Annotated in this window: 12 protein-coding genes; 8 read left to right on the forward strand and 4 right to left on the reverse strand. The window is 67.8% G+C overall.

Translation table 11 applies throughout. The annotated features are described in order from the left end of the window. Window positions 1-2: 2 nt before the first annotated feature. On the reverse strand, window positions 3-818 hold the full coding sequence (locus AAHB16_RS16085) for an IclR family transcriptional regulator (RefSeq protein WP_150375434.1): 816 nt from the start codon (window positions 816-818) through the stop codon (window positions 3-5). A 165-nt stretch (window positions 819-983) separates the two neighbouring features. Between AAHB16_RS16085 and AAHB16_RS16090 the strand changes: the two genes are divergently transcribed. Genes AAHB16_RS16090 through AAHB16_RS16125 form a run of 8 tightly spaced genes read left to right on the forward strand, consistent with a single transcriptional unit; the run spans window position 984 to window position 8,791 of the window. Then, the gene (locus tag AAHB16_RS16090) at window positions 984-2,078 is read left to right on the forward strand and encodes an ABC transporter ATP-binding protein (protein WP_342051443.1); all 1,095 of its coding nucleotides are present in this window, start codon (window positions 984-986) and stop codon (window positions 2,076-2,078) included. Next, window positions 2,075-2,992 carry an ABC transporter permease gene (locus tag AAHB16_RS16095; protein WP_191002268.1) on the forward strand — a complete coding sequence of 306 codons (918 nt, stop codon included), beginning with the start codon at window positions 2,075-2,077 and terminating at the stop codon, window positions 2,990-2,992. The genes AAHB16_RS16090 and AAHB16_RS16095 overlap by 4 nt, the downstream gene beginning before the upstream one ends. Before the next feature lie 13 nt (window positions 2,993-3,005). Further along, complete coding sequence (locus AAHB16_RS16100; protein WP_150375430.1) at window positions 3,006-3,800, forward strand: ABC transporter permease; 795 nt, start codon at window positions 3,006-3,008, stop codon at window positions 3,798-3,800. After that, window positions 3,800-4,126, forward strand: a complete 327-nt coding sequence (locus AAHB16_RS16105; protein WP_150375428.1) for a (2Fe-2S)-binding protein — start codon at window positions 3,800-3,802, stop codon at window positions 4,124-4,126. Before AAHB16_RS16100 ends, AAHB16_RS16105 begins: the two co-directional genes overlap by 1 nt. Continuing rightward, window positions 4,123-5,556: an FAD/NAD(P)-dependent oxidoreductase gene (locus tag AAHB16_RS16110; protein ID WP_342051444.1), complete on the forward strand. Its 1,434-nt coding sequence runs from the start codon at window positions 4,123-4,125 to the stop codon at window positions 5,554-5,556. The genes AAHB16_RS16105 and AAHB16_RS16110 overlap by 4 nt, the downstream gene beginning before the upstream one ends. Then, window positions 5,549-6,778 carry an NAD(P)/FAD-dependent oxidoreductase gene (locus AAHB16_RS16115; RefSeq protein ID WP_342051445.1) on the forward strand — a complete coding sequence of 410 codons (1,230 nt, stop codon included), beginning with the start codon at window positions 5,549-5,551 and terminating at the stop codon, window positions 6,776-6,778. The genes AAHB16_RS16110 and AAHB16_RS16115 overlap by 8 nt, the downstream gene beginning before the upstream one ends. A gap of 12 nt (window positions 6,779-6,790) precedes the next feature. After that, window positions 6,791-7,834, forward strand: coding sequence for an extracellular solute-binding protein (locus tag AAHB16_RS16120; RefSeq protein ID WP_150375422.1), 1,044 nt, complete (start codon window positions 6,791-6,793; stop codon window positions 7,832-7,834). 6 nt (window positions 7,835-7,840) lie between these two features. Then, window positions 7,841-8,791, forward strand: a complete 951-nt coding sequence (locus tag AAHB16_RS16125; RefSeq protein WP_342051446.1) for a 2-hydroxyacid dehydrogenase — start codon at window positions 7,841-7,843, stop codon at window positions 8,789-8,791. Between the two features lie 40 nt (window positions 8,792-8,831). Here the strand turns inward: AAHB16_RS16125 and AAHB16_RS16130 are convergent, their stop codons facing one another. From AAHB16_RS16130 to AAHB16_RS16140, 3 genes are all read right to left on the reverse strand, one after another. Beyond that, window positions 8,832-9,974 (reverse strand): OpgC domain-containing protein, encoded by a 1,143-nt coding sequence (locus AAHB16_RS16130; RefSeq protein WP_342051447.1) that lies wholly within the window; start codon window positions 9,972-9,974, stop codon window positions 8,832-8,834. Between the two features lie 379 nt (window positions 9,975-10,353). Then, complete coding sequence (locus AAHB16_RS16135) at window positions 10,354-11,256, reverse strand: LysR substrate-binding domain-containing protein (RefSeq protein WP_342051448.1); 903 nt, start codon at window positions 11,254-11,256, stop codon at window positions 10,354-10,356. A gap of 120 nt (window positions 11,257-11,376) precedes the next feature. Next, window positions 11,377-12,603 carry a metal-dependent hydrolase family protein gene (locus AAHB16_RS16140; RefSeq protein WP_150375416.1) on the reverse strand — a complete coding sequence of 409 codons (1,227 nt, stop codon included), beginning with the start codon at window positions 12,601-12,603 and terminating at the stop codon, window positions 11,377-11,379. Window position 12,604 lies beyond the last annotated feature (1 nt).

Below are 12,604 nucleotides of genomic sequence, written 5' to 3' on the forward strand. Positions count from 1 at the left end.
GATCATCGATTGGCCAGCTCGGCGGCCGGATTCCACAGCGTGGGGTCGAACGGGTTGATCTGCTGCGTCACCGTGGCGGCCTCGCGCTTCATGAGGTCGACGACGATGGGCAGCCGGTCCGCGCTCAGGCGCTCGATCAGCGTGCCGACGCCGAGCGCCGCCACCGCGCGTCCTTCCCGGTCGAGAATCGGCACCGCGACGCCGGCCATGCCCTCGAGCAGGCCGGTGCGCCGCGCCGCATAGCCGCTTTCGCGGATCAGTTCCACCTCGCTGCGCAGCGACACCTCGTCGTGCACGCCGTATTCGCGCAGTCTCGGCAGATTGAATTGCAGCACCGCCTCGCGTTCGGCCTCGGGCAGGAACGCCAGAATCGCCATGGCGGCCTGGCCCACGCCGAGCGGCACGCGGCCGCCGACGCCGCCCGTGAACGTGCGGATGGCGTAGGGCCCTTCATTGCGGTCCAGGCAGATGGCGTCGAAGCCGCTGCGCACCAGCAGGAAGATCGCGTCGTTGAGCCGCGCACCAAGACGCAGCAGCACCGGACGGCATAACTGCCGCAAGCCGTTGACGTTGCCGGCCTGCGCCGCCAGCACGAAGAATTCGATGCCAAGCCGGTAGCGCTTGGTGCGCGCATCCTGCTCGACCATCCCCTCCCTGACCAGCGATTGCAGCACACGGTGCGCGGTCGCCTGGGTCAGCCCTGCCTGTTCCGCCACATCCTTGACGCGCGATGCGCTGGCCTGGTGCATGGCGAGCACGCGCATCACCGCCATGATCCGGGCCGCGCCGCCGACGCCTGTTTCCTGAGGGTCTTCCATAAGTGGCGAGTTCCTGTGAATGAAATCCGATCGTGCCGAAAAGAGACGGCGATCTCGTTCAATGAAATAAAAAAGAAAAAAATCACGTTCACCCGAATTATCCACGCAAACGGGAATATTTCCTGCTCAAATGAAGACGAACACGATCAGAAGGAAACTGCCCCCATGTCATTCCTTACGTTGAGCAATGTGAACAAGTTCTATGGCGACCTCCAGGTCGTCAAGTCGATAAACTTGTCCGTGGAACAAGGCGAGTTCGTTTCGCTGCTCGGCCCCTCGGGCTGCGGCAAGACGACCTGCCTGCAGATGATCGCGGGGTTCACGCCCGTCTCGCAGGGCCGCATCACGCTGGCCGGCCGCGATATCACGCATGCGCGGCCGAACACGCGGGGACTCGGCATCGTGTTCCAGAGCTATGCGCTGTTCCCCCACATGACCGTGGCGGAGAACGTGCGCTTTGGCCTCGAGATGCGCAAGGTGTCGCGCGCCGAGCAGGAAGCGCGCGTCAAGCGCGTGCTCTCGCTCGTGCATCTGGAGGGGCGCGAAGGGCGCTATCCGCGCGAACTGTCGGGCGGTCAGCGTCAGCGTGTGGCCCTGGCGCGCGCGCTCGTGATCGAGCCCCCCGTGCTGCTGCTCGACGAGCCGCTGTCCAACCTCGACGCCAAGCTGCGCGAAGAGATGCAGTTCGAGCTGCGCCGCATCCAGCGGACCGTCGGCACGACCACGATCATGGTGACGCACGACCAGCACGAGGCGCTCTCCGTCAGCGATCGCGTGGTGGTGATGGAGCAGGGCATGCTCGTGCAGGCGGACGCGCCGTACGCGCTCTACGAGCAGCCCTCCAATGCATTCGTTTCGTCTTTCGTCGGCAAGAGCAATCTGCTCCCCGGACGAGTCAGCGCCGATGCCGGCGGCATCGTGCTCGACGCGCTCCCCGGGCTGCCGCTGGCCGCGCCCGCCGTGACACAGGCGGCGGGCACGGCCATCTTGTTCAGTCTCCGTCCGGAGAAAATCCGCCTGACGCCGGCCGGTGCGGGCCGTGTCGATGGCCGGGTGACCGAGCGGTTCTTCCTTGGCAGCCATTGGCTCTACCGGCTGGAAACGCCGATTGGCGAACTCGTGGCGATGTCGAACAACGACGGCGCCGCGGCGGTGGCCGATGGGGCGACCGCCGGCGTGGCCTGGGACGACGCCAGCGTACGCGTGTTGCCGGCGTCGTCCGCGGCAACGGCTGACACGGCCATGGCGGTGGCGGGATGAGCACGACCGTTCCCGCTGCCGATACCACCGCGCCGGGCCAGTCCGGCGCACCCGATGCACCGGGCCCGGGGCACGTGACGCCGTGGCTGATGACGGCGCCGGGCGTGGTCCTGTTCCTCGTGATGCTGGTCACGCCGCTCGTACTCACGGCCGTGCTGGCCTTCGGCGTGTTCGACCATACCCTCGGCACGATGGTCGATGGCGTGACGATGTCGAACTTCGTGGCCATCGTCACGGACCCGTATTACTACGCGATTCTGTGGCGCACGTTCTGGGTCGCGCTCGTGGTCACCGTGCTCAGCGTGGCGATCGGCGTGCCGGAGGCCTATATCCTGAGCCGCATGCGCAATCCATGGCGCTCGATCCTGCTGGTCGTGGTGCTCGCCCCGCTGCTGGTATCGGTCGTCGTGCGTGCGTTCGGGTGGAGCATCCTGCTGGGCAACGGCGGGCTCGTGAACCAGTTCCTGCAGGCGCTGGGCTTCGAGGAAGTGAAGCTGCTCTATACGAACACCGCCATCATCATCGGCCTCGTGCACGTGATGCTGCCGTTCATGATCATTCCCGTGTGGACCACGCTGCAGAAGATCGATCCCAGCGCCGCCGATGCCGCGCTCTCGCTCAACGCTTCGTTCTTCACGACGCTGCGCCGCATCGTGCTGCCGCAGATGACGCCCGGCATCCTGTCCGGCAGCCTGATCGTGTTCGGCCTGAGCGCGAGCTCGTTCGCCATTCCCGGCCTGCTCGGCGGCCGCCGTCTCAAGATGGTCGCCACACTCGTCTACGACGAATACCTCAACACCCTGAACTGGCCGCTCGGCGCGGCGCTGGCCATCGTGCTGCTGCTCGCCAACCTGTTGATCATGCTCAGCTACAACCGCTTGCTCGAACAGCGCTATCGCAGGCGTCTGGGATAAGGGGGAGAACGCGATGAACAAGAACGGACCGCTCGCCCTGATCTTCAACGCGCTTGTCGTGACCTTCACGCTGGCGCCCCTCGTCGTCGTCTGCCTCGTGGCGTTCACGCCCGAGGAAACGCTGACGCTGCCCACCACGTCGTTCTCGCTGCGCTGGTTCCACACGCTGTTCGAGCACGACGAGTTCCTCCACTCGTTCTGGATCAGCCTGGGCCTGGCCGCGTGCAGCGCCACGCTGTGTTGCCTGATCGCCGTGCCCGCCGGCATCGCCATCACGCGATACGCGTTTCCCGGCCGCAATGCGATCAACGCGCTGCTGCTGTCGCCGCTGCTGATTCCCCACCTCGTGCTCGGTGTGGCGCTGATGCGCATGTTCTCGCTGGTCGGCGGTGCGGGCAGCCTCGGCTGGCTGCTGCTGGCCCACGCGATGGTCATCACACCGTACGTGATGCGGCAGGTCGTGTCCGCGCTTGCCGGCTTCGACGCCAGTGCCGAGCAGGCCGCCGTGTCGCTGGGCGCGAGCCGCGCCACCGTCTTCCGGCGCATTACGCTGCCGATGATCTTGCCCGGCGTCACAGGTGGCTGGATGCTCGCGTTCATCAACAGCTTCGACGAAGTGACGATGTCGGTGTTTGTCACGTCCCCGTCCACGGTGACGCTGCCGGTGCGCATGTATATGTACGCCACCGAGTCCGTCGATCCGATGATGGCGGCCGTGTCGGCGCTGATGATCGCGATCACTGCCGCGGCCATGCTGATGATCGACCGCGTGTACGGCCTCGACCGCATCCTCGTGGGGCGCTCGTGATGACTGGACAACTGCAAAGGCTGCAGGAACTGCAGCGCTCGGTGCTCGTGTTCGAACTCGATGGGGAGCGCTGCGAGGCGCTGGCCGGCGATACCGTGCTGACGGCGATCCTGACCCAGCGCCATCGGCTGCGCGACAACGAATTCACGGCCACGCCACGCGCGGGCTTCTGCATGATGGGCGCCTGCCACGACTGCATCGTCTGGACCGCGCGCGGCGAACGCGTGCGCGCCTGCACCACGATGCTGCAGGCCGGCATGCGGCTGGTAACGATGCCGGCGTCCGCCGGCGCGGCCACCCCGAACGCTGCCGCGGAGGCCGCATGAGCCGACGGACAGCCACCGCCACGACTCCCGCCACGGTCATCGTCGGCGCGGGCCCGGCCGGCGTACGCGCAGCACAGACGCTGGTCCGCCATGGCGTGCGGCCGCTGGTCATCGACGAGGCGCCACGCTGGGGCGGCCAGATCTACCGCCAGCAGCCGCCGGGTTTCGAGCGGCCTGCCACGCAGCTCTACGGCTTCGAGGCCGGCCGCGCGCGCGCCATCCACGATACGTTCGAGGACCTGCTGCCGCATGTCGATTACCTGCCCGGCCAGCTTGTATGGAACGCGGGCGCGCGGCATCTCGATCTATGGAGCGCCAGCGCCAACCGCTATACGCAGGTGGCATGGCAGGACATCATCCTCGCGACGGGCGCGACCGACCGCATCCTGCCGGTTCCCGGCTGGACCACGCCTGGCGTCTATGCGCTCGGCGGCGCGCAGATCGCGCTCAAGTTCCAGGGCTGCGCGATCGGCAGCGACGTGGTGTTCGCGGGTAGCGGGCCGCTGCTTTACCTCGTGGCCTATCAATACCGCAAGGCCGGCGCGCGCGTGCGCGCGGTGCTCGACTATGCGACGCCGGGCGAGCAACTGCGCGCGGTGCCCGCGATGACGCGTCTGCCCGCGGTGCTGGCCAAGGGGCTGTATTACGTGGCGTGGCTGCGTGCGCATGGCGTGCCCATCCATCAGGGCGCGCGGCTCGTGGGCGTGGACGGCGATACGCAGGTGCAGGCCGTGCGATGGCAGCCGCGCGGCACCGGCGATGTCCGCACGATCGCCTGCGATGCGCTGGGATTCGGCTATGGCCTGCGTCCCGAGCATCAGCTTGCCGATCTGCTCGGCTGCCGCTTCGTGTTCGACGCGCAGCAGCGCGCGCACCTCGTGGAACAGGATCGTGGCGTGACCAGCGTGGCCGGCGTCTATGTGGCCGGCGATGGCGCGCGCATCCTCGGTGCCGATGGCGCCGAGCGTGCCGGCGAGCGTGCGGCATTGCGGCTGCTGGCAACGCGCGGCGTGTATCGCGACGACGCACGGCTGGCGGCGCTCGATGCCGAGCTTGCGCGCATCGAAACATTCCGCACGGGCATCGAGCATGCGTTTCCGTTTCCGCGCGACTGGGCGGAGCAGGTGACCGACGACACGCTGGTCTGCCGTTGCGAGGCCGTGACCGCGGGCGATATCCGCGAGACCGTCGCCACGCTCGGCGCGGACGAGATGAATCGCGTCAAGGCGTTGTGCCGGCTCGGCATGGGCCGCTGCCAGGGCCGCATGTGCGGCGCAGCGGGTGCGGAGATCGTCGCGCATGCCTGCGGCAAGCCCATCGACCGTATCGGCCGGTTGCGCGGACAGGCGCCCGTGAAGCCCGTGCCGATCTCCGCGTTCGCGGCGGACGAGATGGCACAGGGTGCGCAGGCGGAGGTGTCCCATGGCTGAGCGCAGTCTGTCGAATGCCGATGTGCTGAAGACCGATGTGCTGATCATCGGCGGCGGCATCGTCGGAACCTCCGCGGCCATTGCGCTGCGGCGGCGCGGCATGTCCGTGGTCCTGCTCGAGCGCGATCTGTGCGGCGCGCGGTCGAGCGGCATCAATTTCGGTGGCGTGCGGCGCCAGGGCCGTGCGTTCGGGCAGCTGCCGCTCGCGCAGCGCGCGCATCGCATCTGGCAGGATCTGCCGGCATTGCTCGGGACCGATGGCGAGTACGTGCGCAGCGGCCATCTGAAGTTCGCGCGCACCGCCGAGGACTTCGGCAAGCTGGAACGGTATCGCGATGGTGCCGCGGCCTATGGTCTCGACCTGGAACTCATCGGCGGCGCACAGCTGCGACGACGCTTTCCGTGGGTCGGCGAAGGGCTGGCCGGCGCCTCGCTGAGCCCCGAGGACGGGCAGGCCAATCCGCGACTCGTGGCGCCGGCGTTCGCCCGCGCGGCGCGCGCGGCGGGTGCGGTGATCCGTGAGCGCGAAGAGGTAATCGATGTTGGGATCGATGTTGGGATCGATGTCGGGGTCGATGCCGGCCGCACGACGGCGGGCTTCCATGCGCGGACCGCATCGGGCCTGACCGTGCATGCCGCCTACCTGCTCAACTGCGCGGGCGCATGGGCCGCGCCGCTGGCCGCGCGCTTCGGCGACGTCGTGCCGCTTACGCAGGGACATCCCGCGATGGCGGTGACGGAACCGATGCCCTATTTTCTGCCGCTGAGCCTCGGCATCGAGGGCGGGGACATCTATTGCCGGCAGGTCGCGCGCGGCAACGTCGTGTTCGGCGGCGGTCGCGTGGAGCCGGACGAAGCGGGTGTCGATGCGATCCGGTCGACGACCGCCGCGCTGTTTCGCCAGATGCGCAGCCTTGCCGCGCTGGTGCCGCGGCTCGATCATGCACAGATCATTCGCACATGGAGCGGCATCGAGGGTTACCTGCCCGACCGGCAGCCCGTGCTTTGCGCGAGCCCAGGTACGCCGGGGCTGTTCCATGGGTTCGGCTTCTCGGGGGCGGGCTTCGAGATCGGCCCCGCGGCCGGCGAGGTCCTGGCGGAACTCGTCGTCGATGGCCATACGCCGACACCGATCGAGACCTTCGACCTGCGCCGCTTCGCACCGGTCACACCGCATCAAGCACAACAACATCACCACGCCGCCAAGGCGACCACGACTTAAAGGAGCTCACTGATGAAACACTTCCTCACCGGTTTGGGCGCGATCGCCGCGCTGTGTTGCGGCATGGCCGGTGCACAGGCCGCCACGCGCACGCTGTATGTGGGCATGAACGGCGGCGCGATGGAGAAGACCTACTCGGAGCACGTGTTCAAGGCCTTCGAGCGCGCGAACGACGTGAAGATCGTCGTCGTGCCCGGCACTTCGTCCGATATCCTGGCCAAGGCGCTTGCCGCGCGCGCCAAGCCGCAGCTGCATCTGATGTTCCTCGACGACGGCCTGATGTACCGCGCCATCCGCATGGGCCTGTGCGAGAAGCAGCCGGCTTCCGCCAACAGCAAGAAGCTCTATCCGCAGGCGCATATCGAGAACGACATGGCCACGGGCGTGACGATGAGCATGACCGGCATCGGCTACAACACCAAGATCTTCAAGGAAAAGGGCTGGGCGCCGCCGACGAGCTGGCAGGACCTCGGTGACCCGAAGTACAAGGGCAAGGTCGTGTTCCAGTCGCTGCCGTCGTCGACGTTCGGCCTGCACGGGTTCCTGATGCTCAACCGCATTCGCGGTGGCAACGAGGCCAACGTGGAGCCGGGCTTCAAGGCGTGGCCGACGACGGTGGGGCCGAACGTGCTCGAGTACGTGTCGAACTCCGCGAAGCTCTCGGAGATGGTGCAGTCGGGCGAGGCCGCCGTGTTCCCGTTCACGCCGAGCATGACCACCATCTTTCAGTCGCGCGGGCTGCCCGTCGCGTATGCGCCGCCGAAGGAAGGCGCCGTGGTGCTGATGGTCGCGCAATGCGTCATCGCCAACAATACCGAGCAGGATCTGTCGCAGAAGCTCGCTGCGTACCTGCTCAGCGTGGATGCGCAGAAGGCCGCGCTCGAAGGCGGTTCGTACAACCCGACCAACACCGACGTGACCGCGTCCGGCAAGGCGGGGCAGGAACTCGCGACGATGAAGGAATACCTGAAGACCGCGGTCACCGTGGACTGGACGCAGATCAACCAGAACCGGTCGAACTGGGATCGCCAGTGGAACCGTCAGGTGGAGCGCTGATTCGCGATGCCTGAACGCCTGCTCGTAGTGGTCAAGTCCGGTGGCGCGGCGGCGATGCCCGAGTGGCGCGCCGCGTTCGCGGCGGCGTTGCCGGAAGCCGAGGTCCGCATGTGGGGCGAGCCCGGCGTCGATCCGGCGGCGGTGACGCACGCGCTGGTATGGGAGCCCGACGCGGGCGTGCTGGCGACGTTTCCGAACCTGCGCCTCGTGATCAGCACGGGCGCGGGCGTGGACCATGTGCTCGCCGATGCCGACTATCCGCGCCACGTACCGCTCGCACGCATGATCCTGCCGGAGACGCGCGAGGGCATGGCCGAGTTCGTCGGCATGGCCGCGCTGATGCTGATGCGCGACATGCGGACGATCGCCCGCCAGCAGACCGAGCGGCACTGGCGCATTCCGCCAGAGATGCCGCTCGCGCGCCGCACGCGTGTCGGCGTGCTGGGGCTTGGCGCGCTGGGTCTCCACGCGGCACGCTATCTGGCGACGCTCGGTTTCCAGACGTCGGGCTGGTCGCGCTCGGCGAAGACGATCGAGGGCGTCGCGACCTCGCACGGCATGATGGCGCTGCCGGCCTTTCTGGCGGGCTGCGACATCCTCGTCAATCTGCTGCCGCAGACGCCGGACACGGTGGGGCTGCTCGATCGGGCGCGGCTGTCGATGCTCCCGCGCGGAGCGAGCCTGCTCAACGTCGGCCGCGCCGCGCATGTGGTGACCGCGGACCTGCTCGCGCTGCTCGATGCGGGGCACGTGTCCACGGCGATGCTCGATGTGTTCGACGCCGAGCCGTTGCCGAAGGATTCGCCGCTATGGGATCACCCGCGCGTCATCGTGACGCCGCACTGCGCGTCCACGCCCTCGCGCACCGATCGCGCGCACCGTGCGGCCGCGCTGATCCGGCTCGCCGAAGCCGGCGAAGCGGTTCCCGACCTGTACGAGGCCGCGCGCGGTTACTGAACGCCGGGGCGGCGCCGCAGCGCCGAGAATCGTCGTCCCCCTAACGGACAACGGACACCAGTTGCGCGCGCCGCTTCGTCACGACCCGATCCCACACCACGCCCGCGCATAACAGCAGCGCCACCGCGCAGATATCGCCGAACAGCGCGACGGATTTCGCGGGAAAGCCGCCGCCGAGCGAGTAGGTCATCCCTTCGATACCGATCGAGATGACCGAACCCACCACGAAGCAGAACAGGCTGCGCTTGCCGATCTGCGCCACGGGGCGCAGCGTCAGCGCCAGCTGATGGAACCAGCCGCGCGCACCCAGTACGTAGACGAGCCAGGCCACGCCGAGAAAGCTTGCGAGACGGATGGCCGCGAGCGAGGACTTCTTCTCGCCGAACGCGAGCTCCTGACGCAGCCACTCGGGCGCGATCGCCTCGAAGAGTTCGGGCCGCATCCATAGGTACGACACGACGATGCCGAACAGCGTCATCGCGATGGCCAGCCACGTGACCATGCGGCGCTTGCCCGCGCTGTCGGGCAGCACGGCATCGGGCCGCAGACGCGCGAGCAGGCCGAGCGCGAACAGCAGTTGCCAGGCAAAGGGGTTGAACGTCCATCCGTACTCGGCGGTGCTCGGCAACGCCTTGCCCAGCCACGGCGCCATCGCCCACAACACGATGCTGATCACGAGGAAGCCATACGGCGATCGTCTGGCGAACCCGATCGACGCGGGCACCGCGAGCATGAACAGCATGTACATCGGCAGGATATCGGCGACGTACGGCTGCCGCGCGAGCGTGGCCACTTCGATCAGCGTGGAGAACGGACTGGCGAGGAACGCGGCGATCTCGGTTGCATCGAGCGCGGGCGGCGGCACCGCAAGCCGCGTCAGGATCAGGCCGCACGCGAGCATCAGCAGCGCGGTGACGATGAACGCGCGATAGATCTCCCATCCCCGCCGCAGAAAGCGCCGCTGGGCGGTGCGCGGATCCTTGCGGTCCGCAATGGCCTGAAACGCCGCGGCGGCCGAGTAACCGGACAGGAAGACGAACGCCTCGGCCGCATCGCAGGCCGCGAAATTGCGCAGCGTATATTGGCCGAGCACGCTGCCGTCAACGTGGTCTACGACGATGAACAGCAGCGCCAGGCCACGGATGAAGTCGATCTCGACATGGCGATGAGTTGCGGGAGGCATGGCATGGACCGGCAGAACGAACGTTGCCGTTCGACCCGCACATGGGGATCGGGTTCCGAGTATGTTGTCGTCGCTACGCAACCGCCGACCGGCCCGAAAAAAACCCCAGGCAGTGCGGGACGGGCCTGGGGTTGTAGTGCTGCCTTGCCACGGGCCTGTCGGCCCAGACGTCCTATTTTTGCAATGGACGTGCCAGCCACGTCACCTGATGGCGAACGGCATGGCGCAAGGACGAAAAACCTTCCGGATCAATGACTTGTGCTGACTGGAGGGCCGGGCGGTGCGGTGCGTCGGACCCTCGGATGGCGTTACGTGTTACGTAACGTCGCGCCCGCCCCCAGTTCCGTTGCCTGCCAGTCATGTGTGCGCACCGACTCGCTCATGCGTCCGCGCCGGACTCCTCGACGAGCCACTGGCGGAAGGTACGGGCGGCCACCGGTTCCGCGCGGTCCCGCGGCCACACCGCGTAGTAGCCGCCCCCCAGCGATGCGCTCGCCTCGCAGGCGCGCACGAGCAGGCCCGCTTCGATGCAGCGGTCGATCATATGGCGCCAGCCGAGCACGATGCCCTGCCCTTCGATCGCCATCTGCACGAGCACGGGATAGGTATTGACGACGACCTCGCGCTCGAACCGGGTTTCGCGCAGGCCATTGCGCGCAAACCACGCGGGCCACGACATCCACTGCCGCTGGGCGTCTTCCAGCACCAGCAGCGATTCGTTCGGCAGCTCGGCGACCGACAGCGTGCGGCCGTTCAGGTAATGCGGCGCGCAGACCGGAAAGACTTCCTCGTCATAGAGCCTGCGCGAGGCCACGCCGCTCGGCGCGCCTTCGCGCAGGTAATAGAGGCCGATATCGAAGTCGGTGCCGGCGAGCGAGGCCAGGCTGTCGTTGACGACGAGGCGGATGCGGAAATCGGGATGACGGGCGCGGAAGGCCGCGAGACGCGGCGTGAGCCACAACACGGCCACGCCGGAGGAGCACGCGACCGTGAGCTCGACCTGCCCCTTGCGCTTCATCACATCCTCGGTCGCTTCCGCGCAGTCCACGAGCAGGCGTTGCACCTGCTCGGCGTACTGCTGACCGCTGACGGTCAGGCGCAGCGCGCGCGTCTCGCGAATGAACAGCTTCTTCCCGAGAAAGCGCTCGAGTTGGGCGACCTGCCGGCTGATCGCACTCTGCGTCAGGTGCAGCTCGGCTGCTGCGCGGGTGAAGCTGCCGTGCCGCATCGCCGATTCGAAGGCGACCAGGCAGGGCAGCGGCGGTAGCGGGGAAATTCGCATGGGGAATGGCGTGTCGTGAAGCGGGGTGGCATCAATGGTAAACGCAACCACGGCGCCCCCTCCGGCAAGACTCGCCATCTCGCAAGGCCCATGCCATGGGCCGTGCACCCCGCTCCCGGGTCAGCCGCGATGGATTCGGCCGGCTTGCATCACCATCTCGATACGCGCTTCGGGTCCCGCCAGCACGCGGATGTCCTTGAGCGGATCGCCATCGACCACGAGCACGTCGGCCAGCGCACCGGCCGCGATCGTGCCGAGTTCGCCCTCGCGCTGCAGGATATCGGCCGCGATGGAGGTCGCGGAGCGCACCGCTTCCGCGTTGCCGAGCAGCTCCGCGCGGATCAGGAATTCCTCGGACTGGTACTGATGCATCTCGCCCAGGAGGTCGGAGCCGAAGCCCATCGGCACGCCCGCTTCCGCGTAGATCGCAAGCGAGGCGCGGCCCGCTTCCCGGACGGTCTCGATCTTGGCCACCGAGTCCGCGGGCAGGCCCAGGCGGGCACCGTCGCGCGCGAGCGCGTCATAGGTGATCAGCGTCGGCACCACGAATGCGCCATGCTCGCGCATGACGCGCGCGGCGGACATATCGACGAGGTTACCGTGTTCGATCGTCCGTGCGCCGCAGCGTACCGCGCGCGTGATGGCGCGGCCCGTGTACGCATGCGCCATCACGTACGTCTGCGCGGCTTCCGCCTCGGCCACGATCGCGCGGATCTCGTCCTCGCTGTATTGCGTGTTGCCGATGGGATCGGTCGGCGACGCCACGCCGCCGGAGGCCATGATCTTGATCTGCGTGGCGCCTTTCTGGATTTCCTCGCGCACCGCCAGGCGCACCGCATCCACGCCATCGGCGACGCGCGCGATGGCGCCCGCGCGGAACGCGCACGAGCAAGGCTCGAGCACGTCGCTGCGCGGACGGAAGTCGCCGTGGCCGCCGGTCTGCGACAGCGCCTTGCCCGACGGGAAGATGCGCGGACCCGGCACGAGGCCAGTGGCCACGGCCTGGGAGAGGCCCCAGTCCGCGCCGCCGGCATCGCGCACGGTCGTGAAGCCGCGCTCGAGCATGCCACGCATGATCGGCATCGCGCGGAAGGCCACCAGCACGTTAGGCTGCACGGCGTTGATGCCGAGGTTGGCCAGCGATGCCAGCACGTGTACGTGCAGGTCGATGAGGCCCGGCATCACGGTCTTGCCGGTCACGTCGATCGCCTTTGCATTGGGCGCATGGATCGGCGTGCCCGAGACTTCGACGATACGTTCGCCGTCGATCAGGACATCGTGGCGGTTCCGCAGGTTGCCGCGGACCGGGTCGAGGACGTTGCCGCCCTTCAGAAGCACTTGAGTCATA

It is taken from the genome of Cupriavidus sp. OTU4054, from assembly GCF_038440175.1.
GTDB lineage: Bacteria > Pseudomonadota > Gammaproteobacteria > Burkholderiales > Burkholderiaceae > Cupriavidus > Cupriavidus pauculus_D.

Excerpts from the sequence above, each read along its gene's own strand:
- AAHB16_RS16085 (WP_150375434.1), bottom strand. The coding sequence starts at position 818 with ATGGAAGACCCTCAGGAAACAGGCGTCGGCGGCGCGGCCCGGATCATG.
- AAHB16_RS16090 (WP_342051443.1), top strand. The coding sequence starts at position 984 with ATGTCATTCCTTACGTTGAGCAATGTGAACAAGTTCTATGGCGACCTC.
- AAHB16_RS16095 (WP_191002268.1), top strand. The coding sequence starts at position 2,075 with ATGAGCACGACCGTTCCCGCTGCCGATACCACCGCGCCGGGCCAGTCC.
- AAHB16_RS16100 (WP_150375430.1), top strand. The coding sequence starts at position 3,006 with ATGAACAAGAACGGACCGCTCGCCCTGATCTTCAACGCGCTTGTCGTG.
- AAHB16_RS16105 (WP_150375428.1), top strand. The coding sequence starts at position 3,800 with ATGACTGGACAACTGCAAAGGCTGCAGGAACTGCAGCGCTCGGTGCTC.
- AAHB16_RS16110 (WP_342051444.1), top strand. The coding sequence starts at position 4,123 with ATGAGCCGACGGACAGCCACCGCCACGACTCCCGCCACGGTCATCGTC.
- AAHB16_RS16115 (WP_342051445.1), top strand. The coding sequence starts at position 5,549 with ATGGCTGAGCGCAGTCTGTCGAATGCCGATGTGCTGAAGACCGATGTG.
- AAHB16_RS16120 (WP_150375422.1), top strand. The coding sequence starts at position 6,791 with ATGAAACACTTCCTCACCGGTTTGGGCGCGATCGCCGCGCTGTGTTGC.
- AAHB16_RS16125 (WP_342051446.1), top strand. The coding sequence starts at position 7,841 with ATGCCTGAACGCCTGCTCGTAGTGGTCAAGTCCGGTGGCGCGGCGGCG.
- AAHB16_RS16130 (WP_342051447.1), bottom strand. The coding sequence starts at position 9,974 with ATGCCTCCCGCAACTCATCGCCATGTCGAGATCGACTTCATCCGTGGC.
- AAHB16_RS16135 (WP_342051448.1), bottom strand. The coding sequence starts at position 11,256 with ATGCGAATTTCCCCGCTACCGCCGCTGCCCTGCCTGGTCGCCTTCGAA.
- AAHB16_RS16140 (WP_150375416.1), bottom strand. The coding sequence starts at position 12,603 with ATGACTCAAGTGCTTCTGAAGGGCGGCAACGTCCTCGACCCGGTCCGC.